This window comes from Yinghuangia sp. ASG 101, from assembly GCF_021165735.1.
Lineage (GTDB): Bacteria > Actinomycetota > Actinomycetes > Streptomycetales > Streptomycetaceae > Yinghuangia.
Genome location: NZ_CP088911.1, coordinates 6058917 through 6085375, shown reverse-complemented (window position 1 = coordinate 6085375; position 26459 = coordinate 6058917). Strand labels below are relative to the sequence as shown.

Below are 26459 nucleotides of genomic sequence, written 5' to 3'. Positions count from 1 at the left end.
GTCGCGGTACGGCTTTTCCCGCCGATCTCACCGCGCCGAAATCCGAAGGTGATGTTTTCCCCAACTCCGGGACAGCCGCCACGACATCGTGCATACTCAAGCCAACTCGCAATCGACCACCTGGCAGACCGCCGCAACGCACCGACTGCCACTGCCCGTTCGCCACTTTCCCGCGCCGAGGCCGCACACGACCACCACGCCCCTTCCCGACGGCGGCCGGGCCCTCGGTATGGCGCGGTCGACGCCTCGCGACCCGCTTTTCATGTTCTTTTGGCGTCCGTGGCGGGCGAATTGGTGGGTTTCTTCTCTCATGGGCGGTGGACGTGACGCGATGTTGCCTCTTGAATGGACCGGTCACGGCCGCGCCGTTCCGTCCGGGCGATTCACGTGCGCCGCACGCGAATCGTGGGCGCCGCCCCTGCCGATCCCTCGGCGGAGGCGGCACCGCTCGGCGCGGGTCGGCGATCTCAAGGATGCGCAACATGGATGCAAGAGTGGCCTCGAACGGGGTTGGGCCCGCCGCGGTCGGTGGATCGGCCGGGGGTGCGGGACGTGCGGGATGACGACGGCGCCGCACCGCGGCGCGGCGGTGGAGCCGCACGACGCCCGGCGCGGCGGCGCACGAACGCCCGGGACACCTCGTGGTGGCAGGGCATCTCCACCGACCCGCTGTTCGCGCAGTGCCCGTTCGGGCTCGGCGTCCTCACCCCCGCCGGGCGGATCCTGACCGTGAACGGGCCGCTCGCGGAGCTGCACGGCGCGACGGCCGAGGAGTTGGCCGACCGGCCGATCGCCACCCTCGACGGCCCGCTGTCGCACCCCGAGGTCCAGGAGGCGGTGTTACGCCTCGTGGAGACCGGCGAGGCCCTGTCGCACCAAGTGATCCGCGGCAGCCTGCGCGGCACCACCCAGCCGTATTTGTGCACGCTGGCGGTCTGGCCGATCCGCGGCGACGACGGCCTGCGGGGCATCGGCGTCACCCTCAACAGCATCTCCGGCGACGAGAGCGTGCTGAGCCGTCTCGAACACGTGCGCGCCAGGCTCGCGCTCGTCAACGAGGTCGAACTGCGCATGGGCTTCAGCCAGGACGTCGTGGGATGCGCCGAGCAGCTTCCCCTGGTGACCGTGCCGTCCTTCGCCGACGTCGCGGCGATCGCCCTCTTCGAGACCCCGGTGCCGCTGAGCGTGCTGCCGGAGAACGGCTTCGACCCTCCGGACGGCGCTCTTCTGCGCACGGTCGCCGCCGTCCTGCACCCCGACATCACGGAACTGAAGTCGGTCACGCCCAAGGACTACGCGCGTCCATTCGCCGTACCGCCGGAGGTCCGCGCCGCGCTGCGCCGCCAGCGCGCCGAGGCGAGCGGCACCGACGCGGGCCCGCGCGGGGGCGACCCCGGGCCGGCGATCCCGACGAACGGCACGCGTCCCGGACCGGACGCGCCTCCGCTGCGGGGCTACCTCGTCGAGGCGGGGCTGCACTCCCAGATCGTCGCGCCGCTGATCTCGCGCGGCCGTGCGCTCGGCGCCGCGATGTTCGCGCGGGTCGGCGACAGCCCCGCCTTCGACGCCGACGACGTGCAGACCGCCGAGGAGTTGGGCCTGCGCGCGGCGGCGTCGATCGACAAGGCGCAGGCACACGTGAAGCAGCGCCAGGCCGTACGCACACTGCAGCGGCACCTGCTGCCGCGGAACCTGCCGACCATAGACGGCCTGGCGTTCTCGTACGCCTACCAGCCGGCGCGCACCGACCGGCTCGCGGGCGGCGACTGGTACGACGTCATCCCGCTCCCCGAGGGCCGCGTCGCCCTGGTGGTCGGCGACGTGACCGGCCACGGGCTCCAGGCAGCCGCGTTGATGGGGCAGTTGCGGGTCGCGGTGCGCGCCGTCGCCCGCCTCGGACTGCCGCCGGCCGCGCTGCTGTCGCATGTGGACTCGCTGATGGACGACTTCGCGGTGGACGGCGAACTGGCAAGCTGCGTCTACGCGGTGTACGACACCAAGGAGGGCGTCCTGACCTGGGCCCGTGCCGGGCATCCGCCGCCGCTGCTGCACGTGCCGGGCGCCCCGACGCGCATGCTCGACGGCCCTCCTAACGCGTTGCTCGGGATCGGCGGGATCACCTTCGACGAGACGTCGTGCGCGGTTCCGGCGGGCGCGTGCGTGGTGCTGTACTCGGACGGCCTGGTCGAGCGGCGCGGCTACGACATCGACACCGGGATCAAGGACCTCCGCGCGGTACTCGACACCGCGGTCTCCGACGCGCCCGCGACGCCGAACCTGCTGCGGGACGCGGCGCTGCGCGTCCTGCCCGCGGGTCCGGAGGACGACGTGGCCCTCCTCATCGCGGCGCTGGCCACGTAACGGGTCGTCGGGGTGCCTCCCCGGTTCAGTGCGTCAGGCAGGGCTCGGCGGTCAGCCGGAACCACACTTCCTTGCCGTCCACGGTGCCCCGGGTGCCCCACTCGCCGGCGAGCGCGTCGACGATCGTGAGGCCGCGTCCGCCCTCCGCCCGGTCGTCCGCGCACCGCATACCGGGCAGCTTCGCGGAGCAGTCGGTGACCGTGCCCAGGAGCGCCCCCCGGGACTCCCCCTCGGGAAGCAGCCGCAGCGAGACGACGACATGGCCGGAATCGGTGTGCCGGAGCACGTTGCCGACCAGTTCGGAAACGATCAGCTGCGTGTCGTCGATGAGATCCGGCTGCCGCCATGCCGCGAGCACCGCGACGGCGAAGCGCCGCACCGTACGACTGGCCGTCGCGTGGTTGCACACCACGAGTTGGGCGGACCGCGGCGGCGCCCCGGGCCCCCCGGGAACGCTTTCGGCCACGCGCCCCGACGGGACGATGCGGGAAGATCGTTGCACTCGCCCGACCTTAACCAGAATCCGTGCAACCCGCCGTGAAGCCGGTCATAGTCGCCGCCCACGGGAGGGGACCGTCCGTCCGACGGCCTGCCGGGGGCGGGATCACCCCAGGTCAGACGCCGGTCTCGGCGGCGGTCGCGCCGACAGGCGGCGGCAAAGTGAAACGCGTCACGCTTGTGCGGATCGCGCGGGCGAAGCGGCGCGGGCCGCGCGAATCGCGCTTCCCGGGGACGGGCCGACTCGCCGCATGGTGGCCCGATCCCGACCCGGGCGGTCGCGCGTGGCGCGCGGGGCCGTGCCGTGCGCCCGAGCGGTCGCGCGCAGGGCGTGTCGTACGCCCGCTGCCGCCGTCGCGGCCCCGTTCCACGGGGCGGCCTGCCGCGGCCCGCCCGATCGTGCCGTGATGTGCCGTGCGTGACGCACGGCCGGGAGCCCACGCGACGGCGGGTTTCGGCCCGGGCGGCCCGGGCGGTCCCGACGGCCCGGTGGCCGCGCGCTACCGCGTCGAGCCGGATTCCAGCGCGTCCAACAGCACCGACAAATAGCTGTGCGGCGGGTCCTTGACCGCGCTCAGGAGCGTCACGGGCTCCTTGTCGGCGGCGGCGCGGAGGTTCGCGAGGCCGGCCTGCTGCTCGTCGCCGTCGAGTTCGTCGGCATAGCGTGCGGCGAATTCGGCGTCGCGCTCGTGGCCGCCGGCCGCGTGGAACCAGGTGCGCAGTTCCGCGGACGGCGCAACGTCCTTCGCCCAGTCGTCCAACTCGGCTTTCTCCTTGCTGACCCCACGCGGCCAGAGCCGGTCGACCAGCACCCGCCGACCGTCGTCGGGGCTCGGTGGGTCATAAATACGGGCAAGGCGGAAATTGCTCATGTTCCGAGTATGCGGGCGCGTCCGCGAGGCCGCCGCCGACGGCTCGACGTGCCTGGTCAGGCCCCCGATCCGGGTCGGGGCGCCGACTACCGGTCCGGGGTGCCGATGATCTCGCGGTGGTCGTCGGCGCCCACCGTGCCCGGTGCCGCCGGCTCTTCCGCGCGGGCGCCGTCGGAGCGGGTCCGGGGCTCCTTCTCGTCGGTGCACACGAGGCCCTGCGGCGGCATCGTCCCGGCCACGAAGTAGGCCACGACGGCGTCCCGGGCGCACCGGCTGCGACCGAACGCTGTGTGCCCCTCCGCCGCGAAGGTCAGCAACTGTGCGTTGTCGAGCGTGTCGGCGAGGGTGACGGCGTCCTGGTACGGCGTGTCGGGGTCGCCGGTCGTACCCAGCACCAGCAGCGGCGCCGAGCCCTGGGCACGGAACGGCCCGGCGTGCCGGCTCGCGCGCTCCGCGGGCCAGCGGGTGCACGCCGGGGCGTGGTTGTGGTCGTACGTGGGCGGCCCGTACGCCATCGCGGGCCCGAGCAGCGGGGCCTGCTCCGCCGCCTGCCGGAGCCGGGTCGCGAGCAGGTCGTCACCGGGCGGGTAGACGCGGTCGTTGCACTCGACCACGACATTGGGCGTGAGGAACGCGAACGAGCCGGACGACGGCGGTGACAACAGGAAGGACGACGTATCGCGTGCCTCGGCGCGGGCGAGGGCGGCGGCCAGGTCGGGCCAGTCCGCGCGGCCTCCGTTGATGTTGAAGATCAGCCGGTAGACGACGGTGTAGCCGTTAGCGGTGCCGCCCCCGGGGAGGGCGACGGGGTCCGCGTCGAGCTGCCGGACCAGGCGGTCGAACGCGCCGTGCGGGTCACCGTTCCCGAACGCGCACTGCGCCGGCGTCCGGCCGCACCAGTCGAGGAGCCGGTCGACCGCACCGTCGAGCGCGACGAACTGGGCGAGGTCGAACGCGTACGGACGGTCCGCGTACGCCACCGGGTCATAGGCGCCGTCGAGCGCCATCGCCCGGACCCGGCCGGGGAACATGTCGGCGTAGACCGTGCCGATCAGCGTCCCGAACGACCGCCCGTAGAAGCTGAGTTGCTGCTCGCCCAGGGCGTCGCGGATCCGATCGATGTCGCGGGCCACGAATCCGGTGCCGAGGTAGGGCAAGTACGCGCCGGAGTTCTCGACGCACGCGGCGTCGAAGTCCTCGGCCTCGGTGATCGCCCGGGCCGCCCAGTCCGGCCCCGGCATGCCCGCCGCCTCGGCGACAGCGCGCGAGTACCGGGCGTCGTCCCAGCAGCGCACCTGGGTCGCGCGGCCCACCCCGCGCGCGTCGAAGCCGACGACGTCGAAGCGTTGGCGCAGTTCCTCGGGCAGGTCGGCGTAGTTGTCGCGGAGGAAGTCGACGCCCGAGCCGCCCGGCCCGCCGGGCTGCAGCACCAGCGTCCCGATGCGGTGGGCGGGGTCGCTCGCGGGCCTGCGGATCAGCGGGAGATCGAGCGCGGCGCGCCCGGGGTCGCTGTAGTCCAGCGGGACGCGCAGGGTCGAACATTCGTACGGTCGGGCGGTGTCCGTACACGTCCCCCAGCCCAGGGCGCGCGGCGCGGCGGCCCCCGGGGCATCGATCGCGGCGACGGGAGAGACGAGCAGCGCCAAGGCGGCGACGGCGGCGGTGATCACATCTTCGATGCCATCACGCCGAGGACGGAATGTCGCGCAGATGCCCCCGGCGCGGCGTCTGCGCCGGGTAAGTGTGCTCGTAGGAAATCCGGGTCGTCATCACGCGCATGGCACCGATCCCGGGGAACCGTGCGGCGTTCGGAAAGCTGTCGGCCGCCCCTGTGGCCCGGGGCGGCCGACGGCCTCCTTCGTGGCGGTGATCAGGCAGCCGCCACCAGTTGTTCGCGCGTCGGCGCCGGGACCTGCGGGGTCCTCGGGACGACCACCCGCAATCCCTTGGCGGGCCTGCGCGCGAACACGACCAGGTGCAGGACGACGAAGCGGCCGATGCCGGCCAGCGCGGAGGCCGAGAGGTAGACGGCCTGCGCGGTCAGGGGGCTCGCGTGCGGCGCCACCCCGTCCAGGACCAGCATCGCGGTGGTGGTGAAGACGTACGCGATCACCGCGGTGCCGGTCGACTCCGCGTGGGCGCGCAGCGACGCGCGGCCCCGCTTGAAGGTGATCCGGCTGTGCAGTTCGTTGCACAGCAGTGTCGAGACCACGGTCACGATCGCGTTCGCGACGGCGATCGACATCGCGAGCGACGTGTCGGTCATGAGCACGAGGGCTCCGCTGGAGAGGAGGCCGATCCCGCCGCCGCACACGACGAAGCGGATGAACGCGGCGACAGCGTTGCGGCTCATCGATCTCCCCTTCCGACGGCCGCTACGGGCGCGGGCCGTGCCGGCGGCCCCACGCCTGTAGCGGCCGTGGTCTCTGCGACAACTGTGGTGCGTGTGGTGCGAGTGGAGTGGCGAACCGTGCTCCGAAGCCCCGCTCCGGCGTTCCGTCCTCGGTCATAAGACCGATTCGCCGCCGCGAATGTGACAACCTGCCGCCCCTGAACTCCCGTACGCCGAAAGTCTCCCGCGCCGCGCGCCGCGAATCGTCCTCCCAGAAGGTCGATTTAGACGTTGGGCTACTACTCCTGGAGCGCACTGACTACTACTCAAGGGAGAGTACGAGCGGGCCTGTTGGTACTTCGGGAGGCAACCGCGCGTTCGGCTCAGGCGGGGAGGGAGACGCCGATGCCGCCCTTCGTCCGCCCGCCGTAGCGCGCTTTCTCCCCGGCCAGGTCGAGCGGGCGCGTGGGCGTCGAACGGGCCTGGGCCAGCACCTCGTCGGTGAGGAGGTCGGCGGGGAGCAGCCAACTGACCTCGAATTCGAGACCGTCGGGGTCCTTGGCGTACAGGGCCTTCGTGGTGCCGTGGTCGCCGGCCCCCACCAGCGCGTCGGCGTCGGCGAGGGCGCGGGCGATGCGCTCCAACTCGTCGAGCGTGTCGACCTCCCAGGCCAGATGGTAGAGCCCGACCGACGAACGGCCCGCCCCCGAGGCGGCGGCGGCCGAGCCGATCTCGAACAGGCCGAGGTCGTGGTCGTTGGTGCTGCCCGAGGCCTGGAGGAACGCGGCTCCCGGGAAGCCCATGACCTTGCGGAAGCCGAGGACTTCGGCATAGAAGGCCTCGCTGCGCGCGACGTCGCGGACGTACAGCACGGCGTGGTTGAGGCGGGTGACGGGCATGACGGCTCCTCGGAGGACGGTGCGCCGGCGGGGCACTCTTAGTTTATCTTTCAACCACCCTCGGGTCCGACTGATTCCCGACCTCGGACGTGAGCCCGCCCGCGACCGCGAAACCGGGCGGCTCCCCGGTCGCAGGCGGGCAGGCGATCAGGGCATGGGGCCGGGGACGCCGCCCGGACGCGTCGCGCACCCGGCGGCGCACGGCTCCCGGAACGCGGCCTACGGCATGCGCGACCTCGGCCGCCCGGGCGGCGCGCGATCGCACGGCCGCACGATCGCTTGGGCGTGTGGAGCCCGGACGCCACGCGGCTGCGCAGCTGCGTGGTCGTGGCCGCGTGATCGCGTGATCGCGGGCGGGCGTCAGCCGACAGGGCGTGGGCGCCGTCCGTGGAGGCCGCCGGGTCGGTTCACGCGACCGACGGGCGGGTCACCGGTGCACGGTCGGCGGGTGGTCGCCGCGGCCCTCGTACGGCCAGGCACCGCCGGAGCGTTCCGCGCGCTCGCGGGCCGCGGTGATCTCCTTCTCCGCCTCGCCGCGCCCGTCCCAGTGCGAGCCCTCGACCGACTTCCCCGGCTCCAGTTCCTTGTAGACCGCGAAGAAGTGCTCGATCTCGGACCGCTGGTGCGCGGGCACGTCGCCGATCTCCCGCAAAGCGGTCCGGCGCGGGTCGCGCGCGGGGACGCACAGGATCTTCTCGTCCGGCCCTTTCTCGTCGCGCATCACGAACATGCCGAGCGCGCGACAGCGCACGCGACAGCCGGGAAAGGTCGGTTCGTCCAGGAGCACCAGCGCGTCCAGCGGGTCCCCGTCGCCGCCGAGCGCACCGGAGATGAATCCGTAGTCCGCCGGGTACGCGGTCGACGTGAACAGCATGCGGTCGAGCCTGATGCGACCGGTTTGCCGATCCAGCTCGTATTTGTTGCGACTTCCGGCCGGGATCTCCACGACGACGTCGAACTCCACGATCGCTCCTCCCTGATTCGCCTGTCTCGGTCCGTTCCGATGGCAATTACAGAGGTGCATATCGGCGCAGTCGGGGACCTTCCCCAGTGACCATGCCATTACGCGCACGTGAACAACCCGGATCGACGCACCTCGGGCACCGCGCCTGGGCCGTACGGAACACTTGACTTCGTCAATGACGGGCGGTTTCCTGACGGCGTCCGCGCACAGGTGCGACGAGGGAGAGTGGGACACCGTGATCCGCATCGAGGACACCGACCGCGTACGGATCGTCACCCTCGACCGCCCCGAGGCGCTGAACGCCTTCAACGAGGCGCTCTACGACGCGCTGTGCGACGCGCTCATCGAGGCCGCGGCCGATCCCGCCGTGGCCGTCGTGCTCCTCACCGGCGCGGGCCGCGCCTTCTCGGCGGGCACCGACCTCGTCGAGATGGCGCGGCGGAACGCGGGCGACGCCGTGTCCGGCACCCACGGCTTCCCCGGTCTGATCGATCAACTCGCGGCGTTCCCCAAGCCGTTGATCCTCGCGATCAACGGACTCGCGCTGGGGATCGGGGCCACCGCGATCGGTCTCGCCGACCTCGTGTTCATGTCCGCCGACGCCCGCATCAAATGCCCGTTCACGTCCCTCGGCGTGGCTCCCGAGGCGGCCGGCAGCCACACCTTCCCCGCGCTCATCGGCCGGCAGCGGGCCGCGTGGGTGCTGCTCAGCTCCGAATGGTTCGGTGCCGAGGAGTGCGTCCGACTCGGGCTCGCCCTCAAGGCCGTCGCCCCGGATGAGCTGCTGCCCGAGGCGCTGCGCCACGCGCGGATCCTGGCCGCGAAGTCGATCGCGTCGCTCGTCGCGTCCAAACAGGTACTGCTCGCGGGCATCGGCGACGGCATCGCCCGGGCGCGCGAACGCGAGAACGAGGCGTTCCGCCTGCTGCTCGGCGCTCCGGCCAACCGCGAGGCACTGGCCGCCTTCGCCGAGCACCGCGAGCCGGATTTCGCGGCGGTGGACGCGCGGGTCGCCGAAGACCGGGCGCCGTCGTGAACCGGTCCGGCGCTCGGGAACCGCCCGGTACGCCTCGGCGGCGTCGTCCAACGGGAGTTCGAGGTCGAAGACCTTGCCCGGGTCGATGCGGCGCTGCCAGATCAGGTCGATCGGGTCCGGGAGGTATTGGCGCACGGGCGCGGGGCCGCCGTGCAAGTGGACGTGGGAGTGACGTGGGAGTAGAAGAGTTCCTCCCCGTCGAGGGAGACGGCGCGGTCCGTGGGTCGGGGGGCTCTCCTCGGGTGAGCCGCAACTCGCCGGAGGGACCTTCGGATCGGCGGCGCACGGTGGCCCGCCCTCTCTCGCGGCGGTCGCCGCAGGACCGCTCCGACGCACGGGCGCGAGACGGGCCGGCAGGTCAACGGCGCCCCGCCTCAGGGCCGCGGCGCGGACGTGGGCGTCGGCGAGGCCGCATGCCGGCGGGCCGCGCGCGGTACGCCGCGGCGGATCTCACATGGAGGCGAAGTGCGGCGAGGCCACCACGAGCGTGGGGACGACCAGCGCGGCCATCGTGAGGCCGCGCAGGGCGACCGCGGCGACGGGGGCACGCCGCTCGCGGACCTGGCGTACCGCGGTCAGCTCCTGTTGGCGCTGCTGGGGCCAGGCGAAGCACGGGCAGAACGGCCCGTTCGCCTGGCCCGGGCCGGACAGCTTGGCCAGCGCCCGGCGCAGGTTGGATCGCGCGATCGGGCCGCGGACGTCGGCGTCCGCGCCCTTCTCGGCGAGTGCGGCACTGTGGTCGGCCCAGCGGGAGAAGAACGGCACGCGCGGGAAGGCCTCGGCCATGGTCTCCGATGCCGTCATCCACCACGCGTCGCGGCGGCGCAGGTGGCCGGACATGTGGGTGAGGACCGCGTTGAGCTCCTCGGGGCGGAGCAGGTCGAGTGCGCGTGTGGTGACCTCGACGCGCGGCGGCCGGGACGGCAGCAGCACGAGGCGGGGCTGCGCGTCCTCGACGATGACCAGGCGCGGGTGGCCGCGCTCGACCTCGTCCAGGACGGGGCTGCTGCTCTCCAGGCGGTCCAGTTGGACGCGGAGGGCGCGGCGGTAGTCGCGGACCACCGGGCCCCCGCGCCGCCAGCCGGCCGCCAGGCCGAGCAGCACGGACAACGCGACGGCGATCTGGACCGGCAGCGGTACGGCGACGATGCCGATGTCGGGCGTCACGCCGACCGCGCGGGCCGGCGAGGTCCACAGGTCGGTGGTGAAGACGGGGACGGCGAGCGCGAGGGACGCGAGCGCGCCTCCCGCGGCGGCCCGCCAGCCCTGTTGCACGAGGCGGGGGCTGAAGCCCGCCGATTCGGCACGGCGGAGGACGACGGGCGCGGTCGCGAGAATGGTCGCCGCGAAAAGCGCGAGAAAGAGCCCGTGCATCACTTCGCTGCCGCCCTTCCGCGCTGAGCTTCCGTCTCCGGGTTGCTTCGGTGCCCTTTTCTACCAAGACAACCACGCGCTGCCCAGCGTTCGCGGCGCTCTTGGCGAAGGGTTTGGTCACAGTGGGCGAGGCGTCGGCCCGGGAGCGCCCGTATCCGCGGCGGCGCCGCGGATTCCCGGCACCGTGTTCCGTCGGGGAGGGCCGGCCCACTCGCAGGCCTCGGTGGGGTGCCGGAGAGGGCCGCCGATCGCCGCGCGGGGCTCTCCGCCGCACGGCGGGCCGGCCTCTCGGCCGCCGTCATGGCGGGAAGCCCGCTACCGGGCCAGTTCCTCCAGCGCGGGGCGCGCGGCGGCCAGCACGGTGGTGAGCCACGCGGTGTGATCGCGGGCGGCGAGCCAGGCGTCGAGGTCGGCGAGGGGGACGTACGCGACGTCGTCCACCTCCTCGGGGTTGAGGTCGACGCCGCTGCCGACGCGACCCACGAAGAGGTGGTTGTACTCCTTCTCGACCAGGCCGGACACCTCGTCGGTGACGTCGTACGTGACCTCCCCGGCAGGCCGCAGGACCGCCGCCTTGACGCCGATCTCCTCGCCGACCCGGCGCACCACCGCGTCGACCGGCGGCTCTCCGGGGAACGGGTGGCTGCAGCAGGTGTTCGACCAGCGCCCCGGCGAGTGGTACTTGCCCAGTGCCCGGCGTTGCATCAGCACCGAGCGGGCGTCGGGGCCGCCGTCGGCACCGAGCAGGAAGACGGAGAAAGCGCGGTGCAGTTGGCCGGGTGGCTGATGGGCCGCGAGCTTTTCGGCGAGGCCGATGGTGTTGCCGTCGGCGTCCACAAGTTCGACCATCACCTGGTCCGGCGACGCTTCCTGCATCATGCGCGCTCCCTACGGCCCCGCTACTGTCCGTGCTTTCCCGGAGACCCTACCGGCCTCGGGATCAAGGTGCGGGGGTTCCCGCGAAGCATCCCGCGAACGCGTGACAGCGTTCGGGAGCAGACCCCGGACGCGGGCCGTCTCGGCGGGGTGGTCGTCGTCAGCCGCGCGGAATCGAGGCGTGGTGGTGAATCACTTCGGCGATCAGGAAGTTGAGGAACTTCTCCGCGAAGTCCGGGTCGAGCTTGGCGCTCGTCGCGAGGGCGCGCAGACGGTGGATCTGGACCGCCTCGCGGCTCGGGTCGGCGGGCGGGAGGTCGTACGCCGCCTTCAGCACGCCGACGCGCTTGGTGCACTTGAACCGCTCCGCCAGCAGGTGGACCAGCGCAGCGTCGATGTTGTCGATGCTGTCCCGAAGTTCGCGCAACTCGTCGGGGATCTTCGGCGCGTCGTGCTCAGGTCCGGTCATTTCTCGCTCGCGCTGCTCGGGGTTCGGTCGGCCATGCCGCGCCACCCTACCCGGGGCGCCGGATCCCGGCGCTGTGAGGTGTCACGGCGTTCTTCCGTGGCAATCCTGAACATACGACCGACGCGGACGCCCGCGCTTTCCGGCCGCGTGCCCGGTCGGTACGCATGCGACGAGGCATGAGGGGGCGATCGGGATGGACGACGTCCGCCTGACTCCCGCCGAGAGGCGGGCGCTGAGCAGGATCGAAGGCGAGTTGCGCAAGGACCGGGATCTGGACCGTGCGATGCGCCGGATGCGCCCGCCCGGCGCACGCCGCCGCTCGCTTTTGGGCCGCGCCGCCCCCGAGCCGCCGGAGGCGACGGACCGCGACGGGCGGATCACCGACGCCGCCGACATCGTCGAGGACACCGAGCCGCCGGTCGTGCGGAACGCCCCGGCGGATGAGACCCCGGCGCGGGCCCCGGAACCGGCCGCGCGCTCGGACGCCTCCGAGGAGGAGCCGCGCGAGCGGGCCCGGCACGCGGACGACGACCCGCTGGGCGACCGGCGCCGGGTGTGGATACTGACCGCGGTGGTGAGCGTCCTCCTCGCGGCAGTCCTCACGGTGGGGACGCCGTTCTTCCTGCTCTTCACCATGGTCTTGGTGACACTCGCGGCGACCGCCGGCGTGGTCTGGCTCTGCGTCGCCTTCTCCATGCGGCGCCCGGGCACCGGCTGAGGAGCCGGACCGGCGGACGCGGGCGGGCGCGAGAGCCGGGCGTGCCGGGTCGCGGGGCGCGGCGAACATGCGGCCGGGCGAGGAGCCGACGCGTCGGGCACCGGCGCGCCGGTGCCAGGAGAAGCTGTGCCGGTTGTCGGGCACGAGGCGGTTGGGTTGGGGTCGCGGGGGCGTGCGGGGCGCTTCAGCGGGCGTGGCGGCGTCGGGCGGCGCCGGCACGGTTCGGCTCCGGGGCGGGTGCGGGCTCGGACGGGGGCCGCGGCTCCCGGTTGCCGAGGCCTCGGCCGCGTACCGCGACCACGATGGTGATCAGCGGTCCGAGGGCGCCGATCACCAGTGCGGTGTCCAGGGCCGCGAGGCCGCCGCGGCCGATCGACAGGAAGACCAGCGCCAGGCACACCACGATCGACGCCAGCACACACGCCGTCATCCGGTTCTGGCGCCGGCCGTGCAGGAACGTCCACGTGCAGGCGGAAAGCCCCACGACCGCGGTGGCCAGCGCGGCGACCGACGTGGTGTCCATGGTGGAACCTCCGCATCCTCGCCCGGGCGGGTGCGGCCCGGGGTCCGCATGCAGTGTTACCCGGATCCACCGCGAAGGCATCAGCCGAGGGGGAATCCTCCCGGGGCGGGACGGGAGGCGGCGTCGCCGGAGGGTGGGACGGGAGGCGGGAACTGCGGGCGGAAGTAGGGCAGTACGTGCTCGCCGCCGGCGCCGTGGGGGTCGATGCGCACGCGCAGGCCCTCGCGTACCGGGTGGGACTCGATCCCGATCAGGTTGGTGAGCATGCGGTAGCCGTCGTCAAGGTCGACTATCGCCACCGCGTACGGCGTGGCCGCGCCGGGCGGTGCCGCCGGGCGGTGCACCTCCGTCCAGCTGTGCACGGTCCCCAGTCCCGCGCTGGCCCGCCACTCCAGTGAGCGGGACGCGCACCCCCGGCACAACTCGGTCGGCGTGAAGTTCGCCGTCCCGCAGTGAGTGCAGCGCTGATAGCGCAACGCGCCGTCGGCGCCGTCCCGCCGGGGTGCCGCGGGCGGGGTGTCGACCGGGTGCAGGGGTATGCCTGTCTGGGGTTCGAGCACCGTCAAGGCCTTTCCGTTCCGATCTGTTCTGATCCGATCCGATCCGTTCCAAACGCGCTGCTGGGGATGGTGGCGGCAACGGTGGCCAACCGGTCGTCCGTGATGCCATATTCGATCATGTGACAGCGCACGATCCCGGCGGGCACCCACCGTGCGGTGTTCCGGTGCGCCCTCGCTCCCGGTGCCATGCCGTCGCCCCCTTCCCTGCCGAGTGCGGCGGTGCGTCCTCGGCGACGGCTTTATTGGAAGCGGGAGTTGATGATCCGTCAAGTATGACGGTTGTACGAGCACACTATCAATTTCGGTCATTTCCAGGCATCTTGGGTAGGAAACCTACGAAACACACTCAACGACCAAACCGCCCGGCCGGATCCGGCCGAAAACCGCCCTCGAACGATCGTCCGACAACGGAACCGAATGCCGCCGAACTGCCCGGTTGTGCACGGGAGAAGGCCGGATCTCCACTTTCCCGGAGGACTTCTGTGTCAAGGCGGGCACATCGGGTGACCTTCATAGGCCAGGATGGGACGTGCAAACGTGTCCCGCCGACCGGCATCGGACGGCGCGTGCACCCTCGTGGGGAAGGTGCCGGAATGGCAAAAGCGAACGGCTCGCCCGGTCGACCCGACCAGCGACCCGCCGGACCAGCGGCGGGGCAGGCGCCGGAAGCGCTTCCGACGGGAGCGCTGGTGCGGCGTGTCGACGGCGCACGCCCGGTCGACATGCGCGGCGGCGCCTCCCTCGACGTGTCCGCGCGCGTCGGCGCGGACATGCTGCCGACCCGCGCCCGGTTGCTCGAACGCCACGAGGAAATGGGCGCGGTGGGCGCCGTCATCGACCGCCTGTGCGAGCACGCCCGCACCGGCGGGAAGACCGCCCTCCCCGGCGAACTCCTCGTAGTGGAGAGCGAGGCCGGCTGGGGAAAGACCACGATCCTCGACGAGACGCGCCGGATCGCCGTCAGCCGCCACTGCACCGTGCTGTGGGCCAAGGGCGGCGAGCGCGAGCAGGCGCGGTCCTTCTCCGTGGTCCGGCAGCTGTTCTTCAACCTGCTGGCCCGCTGCTCCGACGACGAACGGGCCGAACTCCTCGGCGAGTGGTACGACATCATCGCCCCGGCCATCGGCCTGTGCCCCGCCGCGGCCGGATCCCGCCCCGACCCGCTCGGTGTGCGCGACGCCCTCGACTGGCTGATGACCGGCCTGACCCAGCGCTACGGCCCCGTCGTCCTGCTCGTCGACGACGCCCACTGGTCCGACACGGAGTCGCTCCAGTGGCTGGCCGGATTCGCCCGCCAGCTCGAACAATGGCCGGTGCTGCTGATGGTGGCCCGGCGCACCGAGGAACTGACCGAGGTCCACGACCTCCTGCGCGACCTCGCGTCGCTCGACCGGGCGCACCGCATGCGGCTCGCCCGGCTCTCGCCGGGCGCCGTGGCATCCGTCGTCGAGGCGGTGCTCGGGCCCGGCGACGCCGCGTTCGTCGAACGCTGCTGCGAGGTGACCGGCGGCAGCAACTTCGTCCTGTGGGCGACGCTCAAGGAGTTCCGCCGCCGCGGCCTCGCGCCCGTCTCCGCCCACGCGCTGCAACTCGCCGACATCGCGGCCGAGCAGATCGGCCCGCGTCTGGCGGCCCGCCTCGAAGGCATGGGCGAGGCCACGATCGCGGTCGCCCGGGCCGTCGCGGTCCTCGGCTCCGACGCGACCCCGGTGCGGGTCGCCGCACTCGCCGACATCCCCGTGACCGAGGTCGGTGGCATCGCGGACCGCCTCCGTGCCACGGCGATACTCATCAACGAGGACGTGCTCGGCTTCGTCCACCCGCTGATCGCCACCGCCGTCTACCAGTTCATCCGGCCCAGCGCCCGCAGCGCCCTCCACGCGCGTGCCGCACGGCTGTTGGTCGCCGACGGCCGTGACGCACGGTCCGCCGCGGTGCACCTGCTGGCCACCGAACCCTGCGGCGATCCCTGGGTCGTCGAGCAACTGCGCCTCGCCGCCGACCAGGACAAGAAGGCTGGCGCACCGCACTCGGCGCTGCGCTGCCTGCAGCGCGCCATGAACGAACCGCCGCGCCGCGAGGAACGCGCGGCGGTGCAATACGAGTTGGGGCGCGCGTGGTTCGTCAGCTCGCCGGAGCAGGCCATCACCCACCTGCGCGCGGCACTCGCCGACGACCAGGGCGACCGCGTCCTGCGCGAGGCGATCGTGCTGCACCTGTCCCGCGCGCTGGGCTACGTCGACCGGGTCTCCGAGGCGGTCGCGCTGCTCGACGCCGAGGCGCAGGCCGTGCACTCGGTCACCACCCGACTGCGGCTCCAGGCCGAGCACTTCCTGTGGGCGGTGTGGTGGGTCGACGATCCCGACTACCACGCACGCGCCCGCCGCCTGAAGAACCTCGTCGTCCGCCTGGAGGGCAAGAACCGCACCGAACGGTGCCTGCTCGCGCTGCGCGCGTGGTACGGCGTGGTGCGCGGCGACCCGATGGTGCAGGTCCTCGCGAGTGCCGACCAGGCCTGGGGCCCGGGCCTGACGTGGACCGACGAGGAGTGGGGCTTCGAGATCCCGGGCCTGCTCGCCCTGACCTACATGTACTGCGACCGCAACGACCGCGCCGAAGAGCTGTTCACCGACGGCATCCGCGAACTGCGGGCGCACGGCTGGCTCGGCACGCACCTGTCGTACGCGTACTCGCTGCGCTCGTTCGTGCGCTACCGGCAGGGCAAACTCGCCCTCGCCGAGGAGGACTGCCGCGCCGGCCTGCGGCTCGCGCTGCGCCTCGGTCCGCTGGCCCAGGCCCGCTGGTACCCGCTGAGCGTGCTCATGGAGGTCCTGATCGCCCGCGGCCGGGTCGACGAGGCCGCCGAACTCGCCGAGACACACGGCTTCACCGAGCCGTTCCCCAACACCGTGGTCACCCCCGTACCGCAGGCGGTGCGCGGCGAGTTGCGGCTGGCGCGGAATCTCCTGCCCGAGGCCGAGAGTGACTTCGAGGAAGCCGGGCACAAGTTGGAGCGGCGCGGCGTGACGAACCCGGCCTGGTGCCCGTGGCGGATCCATCTCGCCAAGGCCCTCGCGACGCGTGATCCGGAGGCCGCGTACGAGCAGGCCAGCGAGGCGCTGCGCCGCGCGTACCGGTTCGGCGCCCCGTCCGCGATGGGGCAGGCGCTGCGGGTCGCCGGCAGGTTGGAAGGCGGGCAGAAGGGCATCGCGAAGATCGAGGACGCCCTCATGTGGCTCGAACACTCCGACGCCCGCTACGAATACGCCTTGACCCTGGTCGAGTACGGCATGGTGTTGCGTCGGGAGTTCGGCGACCGCGATGCGGTGGACCCGTTGTTCGAGGGGCTGACCGTCGCGGTCGGCTGCGGTGCCGACGCGTTGGCGGAGGCGGCCCGTGCTGAACTCGTCGCCATGGGCCAGCTTCCGCCGCCCCTGATGCTCGGCCAAAGCCCGGAGGAGTTGGAGTAGTCGTGAGCCCTGCGGCCGAAGCCGCGTACAACCCCGCGGACGAGCCCCTGTTCGAGCGTCGGCACGAACTCGCGGCGATCCAGGGGCTGGTCCGCGACCTGTGCGACGCACCGCGGCGCGGCGGCGTCGTCATGTTCGAGGGTGCCGCGGGCCTCGGGAAGACCTCGCTCATCGAGGTGGCGCGCCGCACCGCCGCGGCACACGACTGCACGGTCTTGCAGGCCAAGGGCGGCGAGCGCGAGCAAGGGCGCGCGTTCCACGTCGTCCGGCAGCTGTTCCGCCCGCTGCTGGCCGCGTACGACGAGGCCGAGCGCCACGAGCTGCTGGGCGGGTGGTGGGACCTGGTCGCCCCCGCGATCGGGCTGGCACCCCCGGCGTCCGGCCCCGGCACGCCACCCGACCCGCAAGGCGTGCGCGACGCGCTCGACTGGCTCATGGCCGGGCTCAGTCAGCGGCGCGGGCGCGTGGTGGTGCTGGTCGACGACGCGCACTGGGCGGACCGCGAATCACTCACCTGGCTGGAGGCGTTCGCGCGCGTCGTCGAGTCGATGCCGGTGCTGCTGCTCATCGCCCGGCGGCCCGAGGAGCCGACGCCCAACGCCGACCTGCTGGGCGACCTCGCGGGTACGCCGGGCGCCCGCCGCCACGACCTCGCGCCGCTGTCGCCGCACGCCGTGGACGCCATGGTCCGCGAGCGGATCGGCCAGTCCGCCGACGACGCGTTCTGCAAGCTGTGCCATGCGGCCACCGACGGAAACCCGTACGTGGTGGAGGAGTTGATCGGCGAGCTGGCGGAGCGGCGGATCAAGCCCAACGCGGCGAACGCGCGCCACCTCGAAGGGCTCGCGTCGGCGATCGTCGGGCGCGGCATGATCGCCCGCCTCGAACGCACGGGGCCCGAGGCGGTGCGCCTGGCCCGCGCGGTCGCCGTGCTCGGCGCGGACGCGACGCTCGGACGGGCCGCGGCGCTGGCCGACCTGGCGCCGGCCGAGGCGGTGGCCCCCGCCGACCGGCTGCGCGCGGTGCGCGTGCTGTCCGGCGACGAGCAACTGGAGTTCGCGCACCCGACCATCGCCACCGAGGTCTACCGGCGAATACCGCCGCAGGCGCGCGGGGCGCTGCACGCACGCGCCGCGCGGCTGCTGATCGCGGACGGGCATTCGGAGGCGCGGGCCGCCGCCCACCTGTTGGTGACATACCCCTCGGGTGACGAGTGGGTCGTCGAGCGGCTGCGCGGGGCGGCGCGCGAGGATCTGCGGGCGGGCGCCCCCGATTCCGCGTACCGGAACCTGCTGCGCGCCCTCAACGAGCCGCCGCTCGGCGAGGAACGCACCGCGGTGCTGCACGAGTTGGGCCTCGCGGCGTTCGTGCACGACCCGCGCGCGGCGATCCAGCACCTCTACGCGGCGCTGGCCGGGGCGCCCGCGGAGCATCCGGCCCGTCAGGTGATCGTGCTGCGGCTCGCGAAGGCGCTGTCGCACGACGACCGCATGGCGGAGGCCGTGCGGCTGCTCGACGCGGAGGCGCGGCGCACGAAGCTGTCGCGCGCCCGGCTGCGGTTGCAGACCGAGCATTTCCTGTGGGCCCTGTTCTGGGTCGACGACACCGAGGCGCATACGCGGGCCCGCCGCCTGCGGTCGCTGGCCGGGCGGCTGGCCGGAGCGGACACCACCGAGCGCTGCCTGCTGGGCATGCGGGCGTGGTACGGCGTGGTGCGCGGCGACCCCGCGGTGCAGGTGCTCGCGTACGCGGAACGCGCCCTGGATCCGCCGCTGAGCTGGGTGGACGAGGACTGGAGTCTGGAAGTCCCGAGCCTGTCGGCGCTGTCGTTCGCGTATTGCGACCAGCCGGACCGCGCCGAGAAGATCTTTCTCGACGGGATCCGCGAGTTGGAGTCGCGCGGCCTGCGCGGTACGCATCTGGCGTTCAGCAAGACGATCTTCGCGCAGCTCAGATACCGGCAGGGCCGCTTGGTCGAGGCGGAGGCGGAGGCCCGCGCGGGCTGGGAGTATTCGGACCGCCTCGGGCCCAACGCGCCCGCGCGCTGGTACGCGCTCGGGACACTGATCCAGATCCTCGTCGCGCGCGGCCGGATCGACGAGGCCGGCGCGGTCTCGCGGGCGTATTCGTTCGGTGAGCCGTTCCCCAACGCGGTGGTCTTCCCCGTGCCCCAGACGGTCCGCGGCGAGCTGCGTCTGGCCCGGCACGAATACGCGGAGGCGGCGGCCGACTTCGCGGAGGCGGGCCGGTTGCTCGACGCGCGCGGGGCGACGAATCCGGCGTGGTGCCCGTGGCGGCCGAACCTCGCCCTCGCGCTGGTGGGGCACGACGCCGCGGCGGCGCGGCGGGCGGCGAACCGTGCGGTGGGGCAGGCGTACGTCTTCGGCGCGCCCTCGGCGCTCGGCCACGCGCTGCGGGTGGCCGGGCAGGTGACGGGCGGGGCGGAAGGTCTCGCCAAGCTCGGCGAATCGGTGCGGTGGCTGGCCGACTCCCCCGCGCGCTACGAATACGCGTTGTCGCTGGTGGAGTTCGGTGCGGCGCTGCGGCGCGCCAAGCACATCATGGAGGCACGGTCGCGGCTGGCCGAGGGCCTGGAGGCGGCCGTGCGGTGTGGCGCGGACGGGCTCGCGGAGCGGGCACGCACGGAGTTGCTGGCCGCGGGCGGGCGTCCCCGGCGGGCCTATCGGACCGGGGTCGAGGCCCTGACGACGCGGGAGCGGCAGACGGCGCGGCTGGTGGTGCGGGGGATGTCGAACTCCGCGGTGGCGCGCGAACTCGGGGTGCAGCTCGGGACGGTGCAGAAGCACCTGACGGCGGTCTACGCCAAGTTGGGGACCGACCGCGAAGGGCTCGCGGACCTCGATCTGGGCGACGGCCCGAAGCCTTCGGGGCCGTTCCACCGCCCTCGGTGACGTCCTCGGCGGTCGCCGGGACGCGGTTCAGGACCCGCTCAGCGCTGCCGCAGCAGGACCGCGCGGGTGTAGAGGACGGGGCAGTACGTGATCACCGACTCGCGCAGCCGGAGCGTGAGGATGGCCCGATTGGCCTCCAATAACAACGTGCTGTGGCCGTAGCCCTCGATGGTGATCGCGCCCGTGCCCCGTTGCAGGTTGAGGTGGCCGTACGCGTAGCCGAGCAGCACGTGGGAGCGGCGGTAGCGGAACCGGGTGACGTCCGCCGGGTCGTCCTCGGGCTTGCCGTCGATGATGTACGTCGTGTGCGAGCCCAGGAACGTGCCGTCCGGGGCGAGCGCGATGTCGAGAAAGAAGTCCCGCAGGTCGTAGCCGTCGTGGCCGGCCGCCCCGGGGACGACGGTGTCCGCCGACCGCCAGCGCGCCCCGGAACCGCGCGGCGAGGCGGCGCGCCCGGGTGAGGTGCCGCTCCTGGGACCTCGGTGCGTGGGGTGGTCGAGGACCACGGTGATCTCCTTGCCGGCACGCGTGCGTCCCCGTCTGCCGCACGCGTGCCTCTCGCCTCGTCGATACTTCGTCCGGAATGGCCCGGACATTTCATGGTTTTCGCTGTTCGATTTTGTCCAGGTGGTTCCAAAGGTGTTCGGCCGATGTGAATGCTGCGCGGTCGTGTCCGCCGGCCCCCCGGACGGCAGACACGAACCCCCGCCGAGCGTGCGGGCGCTCGTGGACAAAGCGTGCCGGAGCGGGGCCCATGACCGCAGTGGAGGGACCCCTCTACTCTTTGCGGGGCCTCGCCGGCGCGGCCGAATCCCTCGCGCGACGGCCGCCGGATCACACCGCGTGCGGACCGGCGCGCAGGGGGTCCGCGGGCCGGCCGACCGCCGGGGCGTCCCCGGGACCGGCGGCCGGACCCGGCCGTCCAGGGGATGGGCGGCCCGGCGACGCGCGGCGGTCCTCACGTAACGTAGACCGGGTGATCGAGACTGCTTCCTCCACCTCAGGTGCCGTCGCCGCCGGCCTTGCCACTCTCGCCGCCGACGGGACCGTCCTGGACACCTGGTACCCCGCCCCCGAACTGACGTCCGGCGGCGACAAAGCCGAGACCGTGCGCCTGAGCACCGAGGAGGCCGTCGCCGCCCTCGGCGCGGACGTCGCCGCCGGTCTCGGGGCCGACGAGCTGCGCGGCGTCGAGGTCGTCGCGGTCCGCACCGTGATCGGCTCGCTCGCCGAGGCCCCGATCGACACGCACGACGCGTACCTGCGCCTGCACCTGCTGAGCCACCGCCTGGTCCGCCCGCACGGCGCGAACCTGGACGGTCTCTTCGGCGTGCTCCCGAATGTCGCGTGGACCAGCCTCGGGCCGGTCGCGGTGGACGCCGTGTCCGCCGCGCGGCTGCGCGCCCGCGCGGCCCGGGTGCCGTTCGAGGTCGCGGGCGTCGACAAGTTCCCGCGTATGACGGAGTACGTCGTCCCGTCCGGCGTGCGGATCGCGGACACCACGCGCGTGCGGCTCGGCGCCCACCTGGCCTCCGGCACCACCGTGATGCACGAGGGCTTCTGCAACTTCAACGCCGGAACGCTCGGCGCGTCGATGGTGGAGGGCCGTATCAGCGCGGGCGTCGTCGTCGGCGACCACAGCGACATCGGCGGCGGCGCGTCCATCATGGGCACCCTCTCCGGCGGCGGCAAGCAGGTCATCTCGGTGGGCGAGCGGTGCCTCCTCGGCGCCAACGCCGGCATCGGCATCTCGCTCGGCGACGACTGCGTCGTCGAGGCGGGCCTGTACGTCACCGCGGGCACCCGCGTCGCGCTGGAGGACGGCACGGTCGTCAAGGCCGCCGAACTGTCCGGCCGCAACGGCCTGTTGCTCCGCCGCAACTCGACGACCGGTGCCGTCGAGGGCATCGGCCGCACCGAGTCGTGGGGCACCCTCAACGCGGACCTGCACAAGAACGACTGACCCGGTCCTCCGTGGGGGCGGCGGTCTCGCCCGCCGCCCCCACGGAGGACAGGACCGGAGACCGGCGCCGCGCGGTGGCACGATCGCGCCGGTCGGCACGAGCCGTGCGTGATCCCCTTGTCGTCGCGCGCCCCGGCGGCCTACGGTGCCCGTGCCATGGCGACCCGGCGTCACCTCGTGGCGCGGGCCCCTGTCGGCTCGGCGCCATGCGCTGACTCGGTGTCAACTTCCTTGTCGGAAAAGGCCGTTCGCGAGACGGCCAGGGGGTGCCACCCGTGAGCGAGTTACTGCTGCCCGACCCCGAACCGCGCGAGGTCCACTACACGGTGATCTCGGTCGACGATCACCTCGTGGAACCGCCCGACATGTTCGAAGGCCGCTTGCCGGCCCGGTTCCAACCCCGTGCCCCGCGCGTCGTGGAGGACGACAAGGGCCACCAGCTGTGGGAGTTCGACGGCGAGCGGTACACCCAGGTGGGCATGAACGCCGTCGCCGGGCGGCGCCCCGAGACGCGGTCCCTGGAACCGACCCGGTTCGAGGACATGCGGCGCGGGTGCTGGGACATCCACGCGCGGGTGCGCGACATGGACCTCGCCGGGATCTGGGCGTCGCTCAACTTCCCGTCCCAGATCACCGGCTTCTGCGGCCGGGTTTTCTCCCAGGCGAGCGACCCCGGGCTCGGGCTGGCGGTCACCCGGGCCTGGAACGACTGGCTGTACGAGGAGTGGTGGCGGCCCTACCCGGAGCGGATCATCCCGCTGGGCATCACGTTCCTCACCGACGCCGAGGCGGGCGCCGCCGAGATCCGCCGCAACGCCGAACGCGGCTTCCGCAGCGTCGCGTTGCCCGAGCGCCCGCACCGCGTGGGGCTGCCGTCGCTGTTCTCCGAGCACTGGGACCCGATCATCGAGGCGTGCGCGGAGACCGACACCGTCGTCTCGCTGCACGTCGGCTCGTCGGGGCTGGCGGACATGGCGCCGGGTGCCCCGCGGCTCGAACTCGGGGCGACGATGTTCGGCCAACTGTCGCTTCAGGCGTGTGCCGAGTGGGTGTGGTCCGGGTACCCGGCCCGCTTCCCGGAGCTGCGGATCGCGATGTCGGAGGGCGGCATCGGCTGGGTCGCGATGCTGCTGGACCGCCTCGACAACATCGTGGACCGCTCCGGCTACGGCGCACGCGGCGAGGAGTGGGGGATCCGGCCCGCCGACGTTCTGACGCGGAACTTCCGGTTCTGCACGCTCGACGATCCGTCGACCATCGACACGCGCCACCGCATCGGCGTCGAGAACATCATGCTGGAGACCGACTACCCGCACGGTGACGGCACCTGGCCCGACACCCAGGAGGTCATCGCCAAGGCCTGGGGCCACCTGCCCGCCGACGAGCTGCGGCTCCTGACGCACGCCAATGCCGCGCGGTTGTTCCGCCACCCGCTCCCCGAGGCGCCGAAGCCGTAGGGGGTTGGGGGGTTGGGGGGGTTGGCGGGTTGGGGGGTTGGCTGGGGCACCGGTCGCGCCGGTACCCGGAGGTGGCCGTCCCGGGGTGGTGACCGTGCCGGGGACGGCCCGGACGCCCGGGTCCGCGAGGTCGCGGGGTCGCGGGGTCGCGCCCGAGCGGATCAGGGCGTCGCGGACGGAAGCGTCGCCCCGGCCGGGTGGCCGGGGCGACGTGCGGGAACGCGGCGGCGGGTCAGCCGCGGGCCTCGATCATGGGCATGATCACGTGGTCGACGACGCGCGCGACGTCGTCGAGCGTGGGGGCCTCGTCGGTGGCCATGTAGATCTGGCCGACCATCGCGGGGCCGGTCAGCAGGCACTCACGCTCGGTCGCGCCCGGCCGGGCCTCCCCGTGCTCGATGGCGCGCTGGACCACCTCGCGGATGACCTCCAGCCGCGGCTCGGCCACACGCTCGCGCCACAGGTGCTCCAGCTCCGGGCAGCGCGGGGCCTCCCCGCACACCGCGCGCAGCGCGACGCCCGCGACTCCCGCGCAGGCCAAGGCGTAGGCGTGCAGCACCGTCACCAGGTCCTCGCGCAGATCGCCGTGGAGGCAGTGGGCGTCGGGCGCCGGCATGGCCGCGGACAGGCAGTCGACGACCATGGTCGGCTTGTCGGCCCAGCGGCGGTACAGTGTCGACTTCCCCGTCCCGGCGCGGGCCGCGACCCCCTCGAAGGTCAGGCCGTTGTATCCGCGCTCGGCCAACTCGTCCAGCACACCTTCGCGAATCGCCTGTTCGAGAACGGCGCCGCGGCGGCGCGGGAGATGGCGGTGGTCACATCCGACGCCGACCGCGAGCCCGCCGATCGCGTCGTGGTGCACGTCAACCCGCACGTCGGCCCGCGTGCCCGCCTTCTCCTTGACCATCCCCGTCACACCTCCGAGCGACATCGTACAGAAAACGGTTGCGTCCTCTAAGGGCTTTGCTTACTGTTCTCACAGGGTACGGAACCGTCCTCTATTTCACCCGTTGTCAGGCCGGACTGTTCGGACGCACTGATCAGCCACCCGCGCGGGACGCTCCGTACTGCTCCCTCATGGCATTCCCGCCGATCAACGCCGCACGCTTCAGAAACCACGAGGTAGAACACATGTCCACGGCACCTCCCGAGGTGGCCCCCACCACGGGATCGTCCGAAGCGCCGAGCCGCGGGGTCTCCCCCGGTATCGCGCTGGCCGTCCTGGCGGGTGCACAACTCATGATCGTCCTCGACGCGACGATCGTGAACATCGCCCTCCCCGACATCCGCAGGGCACTCGGGTTCTCCGAGGCCTCGCTGACCTGGGTCATGAACGCGTACACGCTCACCTTCGGCGGCCTTCTGCTGCTCGGCGGGCGCCTCGGCGATCTTCTCGGCCGCCGCAGGATGTTCATATCGGGCCTGCTGGTCTTCACGATCGCCAGTCTCCTCGGTGGCTTCGCCCAGAACGAGGCGACGCTGCTCGCGGCCCGCGCGCTGCAGGGCGTCGGCGGTGCGTTCACCGCCCCGGCGGTCCTGTCGCTCATCACGACGACCTTCAAGGAGGGCGCGGAACGCAACAAGGCCCTCGGCGTGTACGCCGCGGTCTCCGGTATGGGTGCCGCCGTCGGCCTGCTCGCGGGCGGATTCCTGACCGAATACGCCAACTGGCGCTGGGTCATGTTCGTCAACGTCCCGATCGGCGTCGGTCTGGCGCTGACCATCCCGAAGGTCTTCCCGGCCGACAAGGTCGTCGACTCCGGCCGCGGCCTGGGCCGCTTCGACATCCCCGGCGCGATCACCTCGACGGTGGGTGTGTCGGCCCTGGTGTACGGCTTCATCCGCGCGGCCGAGGAGAGTTGGACGGACTCGGTCACGTTGACGGCGTTCGCCATGGCCGTGGTGTTCATCGGCGCCTTCGTCACCATCGAGTTGCGCACGCGCCAACCGCTGCTGCCGCTGCGGATGTTCGCCAACAGCACGCGCACCGGCGGCTACCTCGTCATGATGCTCTCCGGGGCCGGCATGATGGCCACCTTCTTCTTCCTGACGCTGTTCATGCAGAACCCGGACCTGATGGACCTGTCGCCGGTCCTCGCGGGTACCGCGTACCTGCCGCTGACCGCGGGCATCATCACGTCCGCCCAGATGACCTCGCGGCTCATCACCACGCGCGGGCCGCGCCCGTTCCTGATCGCGGGGCCGCTGGTGGCCGGTGCCGGTCTGCTGTGGCTGTCGTTCCTGGAGACCGACTCGAACTACTGGAGCGGCATCCTGCCGGGCGTCGTGCTGATGGGCCTCGGTATGGGTGCGGTGTTCGTGTCGATCATGTCGACCGCGACCGCCGGCATCGCCGCCGAGGACTCGGGCATCGGATCCGCGGTGCTGAACGTGACCCAGCAGATAGGCGGCACGATCGGTCTCGCCGTGCTGGCGACCATCTCGACGTCGGCCGCGAAGAGCGCGTTCGACGACGAGGTGGCGAAGGTCGGCGAACCGACGTCGGCGGTGATCGCGCACGCGTCGGCGAGCGGGTGGACGACCGCGATCCTCGCGGCGTCGATCATGGTGTTCGCGTCGTCGCTCATCGCGTTCGCCCTGGTGCGGATCCGCAAGGAGGACGTCCGGGTCGACCCGAGCGCCGTCACGCACTGACCGTCTCGCGTCCGCCGACGCCCTGTCGCGTGCTGACACCCTGTCACGTAAGGACACAGTCACCCGGGCACCGTACTTGGACGGCGGTGCCCGGGGAGCCTTAATGCGGCACTTCGCGGCCCTCCCGGGGAGGTGAACACCCAGGCCGGGCACGGGGACGGGCGGCGTGGGCGACGCCCCGGACCGGGCGCGGCGGCCGTCCCGGGCAACGGCGTCCACCCCGTCGACCGTGACGTCCACGGCGCGCGCGACCGGCGCACGACGCGTCGCGCGCACGGCCCGCCGGTTTGGGGGGTACCGCCCGTTCTTCGGGGCCGTTTCGGGTGCGCCCGGGTCCGCCGGTTGTTCCTGGAACCCGGTTCCGGTCCCGCGCGTCTCAACGCAGTGAAAGGTTCCGCGACACCCGCCGCCGTCGAGGGAACACCGTGGGCGCCCGCGTCGTCGGGCCGGTACTCTGCCACAGGCAGCAGGGGGATTCCGGACGCGGCGATCCGCGTCCCCGGTGACTGCACGACCGTCG

At 72.7% G+C, this 26459-nt stretch carries 21 protein-coding genes and 1 pseudogene; 8 read left to right on the top strand and 14 right to left on the bottom strand.

Annotated features, from left to right (window positions below; all coding sequences use genetic code 11):
* Window positions 1–552 precede the first annotated feature (552 nt).
* The gene (locus LO772_RS26080; RefSeq protein WP_231774469.1) at window positions 553–2361 is read left to right on the top strand and encodes a SpoIIE family protein phosphatase; all 1809 of its coding nucleotides are present in this window, start codon (window positions 553–555) and stop codon (window positions 2359–2361) included.
* Window positions 2362–2386: 25 nt separating this feature from the next.
* Here LO772_RS26080 and LO772_RS26075 read toward each other — a convergent pair whose 3' ends face one another.
* From LO772_RS26075 to LO772_RS26050, 6 genes are all read right to left on the bottom strand, one after another.
* Complete coding sequence (locus tag LO772_RS26075; protein WP_231774468.1) at window positions 2387–2863, bottom strand: ATP-binding protein; 477 nt, start codon at window positions 2861–2863, stop codon at window positions 2387–2389.
* A 496-nt stretch (window positions 2864–3359) separates the two neighbouring features.
* Window positions 3360–3731: a DUF488 domain-containing protein gene (locus tag LO772_RS26070; protein WP_231774467.1), complete on the bottom strand. Its 372-nt coding sequence runs from the start codon at window positions 3729–3731 to the stop codon at window positions 3360–3362.
* Between the two features lie 86 nt (window positions 3732–3817).
* Window positions 3818–5401 carry an alpha/beta fold hydrolase gene (locus tag LO772_RS26065; RefSeq protein WP_231774466.1) on the bottom strand — a complete coding sequence of 528 codons (1584 nt, stop codon included), beginning with the start codon at window positions 5399–5401 and terminating at the stop codon, window positions 3818–3820.
* A 200-nt stretch (window positions 5402–5601) separates the two neighbouring features.
* Window positions 5602–6084 carry a hypothetical protein gene (locus tag LO772_RS26060; RefSeq protein WP_231774465.1) on the bottom strand — a complete coding sequence of 161 codons (483 nt, stop codon included), beginning with the start codon at window positions 6082–6084 and terminating at the stop codon, window positions 5602–5604.
* 362 nt (window positions 6085–6446) lie between these two features.
* Entirely contained in the window at window positions 6447–6962 is a 516-nt protein-coding gene (locus LO772_RS26055; protein WP_231774464.1) for a VOC family protein, read from the bottom strand.
* Between the two features lie 427 nt (window positions 6963–7389).
* Window positions 7390–7926, bottom strand: a complete 537-nt coding sequence (locus tag LO772_RS26050; RefSeq protein WP_231774463.1) for an inorganic diphosphatase — start codon at window positions 7924–7926, stop codon at window positions 7390–7392.
* Between the two features lie 175 nt (window positions 7927–8101).
* On the opposite strand from LO772_RS26050, the gene LO772_RS26045 reads away from it, so the two are divergent.
* A complete protein-coding gene (locus tag LO772_RS26045; protein WP_231774462.1) occupies window positions 8102–8962 on the top strand; it encodes an enoyl-CoA hydratase/isomerase family protein in 861 nt (286 codons plus the stop codon).
* A 6-nt stretch (window positions 8963–8968) separates the two neighbouring features.
* On the opposite strand, the pseudogene LO772_RS26040 reads toward LO772_RS26045, so the two are convergent.
* The 4 genes and pseudogenes from LO772_RS26040 to LO772_RS26025 all read right to left on the bottom strand — a co-directional run.
* Window positions 8969–9171, bottom strand: a pseudogene (locus LO772_RS26040) (IMP dehydrogenase); the annotation flags it as partial.
* Window positions 9172–9412: 241 nt separating this feature from the next.
* Complete coding sequence (locus tag LO772_RS26035) at window positions 9413–10336, bottom strand: hypothetical protein (protein WP_231774461.1); 924 nt, start codon at window positions 10334–10336, stop codon at window positions 9413–9415.
* Window positions 10337–10651: 315 nt separating this feature from the next.
* Window positions 10652–11215 carry an isopentenyl-diphosphate Delta-isomerase gene (idi, locus tag LO772_RS26030; protein ID WP_231774460.1) on the bottom strand — a complete coding sequence of 188 codons (564 nt, stop codon included), beginning with the start codon at window positions 11213–11215 and terminating at the stop codon, window positions 10652–10654.
* Between the two features lie 157 nt (window positions 11216–11372).
* Complete coding sequence (locus LO772_RS26025) at window positions 11373–11681, bottom strand: chorismate mutase (RefSeq protein WP_231774459.1); 309 nt, start codon at window positions 11679–11681, stop codon at window positions 11373–11375.
* Window positions 11682–11874: 193 nt separating this feature from the next.
* On the opposite strand from LO772_RS26025, the gene LO772_RS26020 reads away from it, so the two are divergent.
* Complete coding sequence (locus LO772_RS26020) at window positions 11875–12399, top strand: hypothetical protein (RefSeq protein WP_231774458.1); 525 nt, start codon at window positions 11875–11877, stop codon at window positions 12397–12399.
* A 184-nt stretch (window positions 12400–12583) separates the two neighbouring features.
* Here LO772_RS26020 and LO772_RS26015 read toward each other — a convergent pair whose 3' ends face one another.
* Together LO772_RS26015 and LO772_RS26010 are read right to left on the bottom strand one after the other, a co-directional pair.
* On the bottom strand, window positions 12584–12922 hold the full coding sequence (locus tag LO772_RS26015; RefSeq protein WP_231774457.1) for a hypothetical protein: 339 nt from the start codon (window positions 12920–12922) through the stop codon (window positions 12584–12586).
* Window positions 12923–13002: 80 nt separating this feature from the next.
* A complete protein-coding gene (locus tag LO772_RS26010) occupies window positions 13003–13482 on the bottom strand; it encodes a Zn-ribbon domain-containing OB-fold protein (RefSeq protein WP_231779723.1) in 480 nt (159 codons plus the stop codon).
* Window positions 13483–14171: 689 nt separating this feature from the next.
* Between LO772_RS26010 and LO772_RS26005 the strand changes: the two genes are divergently transcribed.
* Window positions 14172–16952: an ATP-binding protein gene (locus tag LO772_RS26005; protein ID WP_231774456.1), complete on the top strand. Its 2781-nt coding sequence runs from the start codon at window positions 14172–14174 to the stop codon at window positions 16950–16952.
* 2 nt (window positions 16953–16954) lie between these two features.
* Window positions 16955–19864 carry an ATP-binding protein gene (locus LO772_RS26000; RefSeq protein WP_231774455.1) on the top strand — a complete coding sequence of 970 codons (2910 nt, stop codon included), beginning with the start codon at window positions 16955–16957 and terminating at the stop codon, window positions 19862–19864.
* A 38-nt stretch (window positions 19865–19902) separates the two neighbouring features.
* Here LO772_RS26000 and LO772_RS25995 read toward each other — a convergent pair whose 3' ends face one another.
* Window positions 19903–20370 (bottom strand): hypothetical protein, encoded by a 468-nt coding sequence (locus LO772_RS25995; RefSeq protein ID WP_231774454.1) that lies wholly within the window; start codon window positions 20368–20370, stop codon window positions 19903–19905.
* 470 nt (window positions 20371–20840) lie between these two features.
* On the opposite strand from LO772_RS25995, the gene dapD reads away from it, so the two are divergent.
* Complete coding sequence (dapD, locus tag LO772_RS25990; protein WP_231774453.1) at window positions 20841–21827, top strand: 2,3,4,5-tetrahydropyridine-2,6-dicarboxylate N-succinyltransferase; 987 nt, start codon at window positions 20841–20843, stop codon at window positions 21825–21827.
* Between the two features lie 275 nt (window positions 21828–22102).
* The gene (locus LO772_RS25985) at window positions 22103–23284 is read left to right on the top strand and encodes an amidohydrolase family protein (RefSeq protein WP_231774452.1); all 1182 of its coding nucleotides are present in this window, start codon (window positions 22103–22105) and stop codon (window positions 23282–23284) included.
* 232 nt (window positions 23285–23516) lie between these two features.
* Here LO772_RS25985 and LO772_RS25980 read toward each other — a convergent pair whose 3' ends face one another.
* Complete coding sequence (locus LO772_RS25980; RefSeq protein WP_231774451.1) at window positions 23517–24191, bottom strand: TetR/AcrR family transcriptional regulator; 675 nt, start codon at window positions 24189–24191, stop codon at window positions 23517–23519.
* 224 nt (window positions 24192–24415) lie between these two features.
* Here LO772_RS25980 and LO772_RS25975 point away from each other — a divergent pair, with 224 nt between their 5' ends.
* Window positions 24416–25939 carry an MFS transporter gene (locus LO772_RS25975; RefSeq protein ID WP_231774450.1) on the top strand — a complete coding sequence of 508 codons (1524 nt, stop codon included), beginning with the start codon at window positions 24416–24418 and terminating at the stop codon, window positions 25937–25939.
* The last annotated feature ends 520 nt before the right edge of the window (window positions 25940–26459 follow it).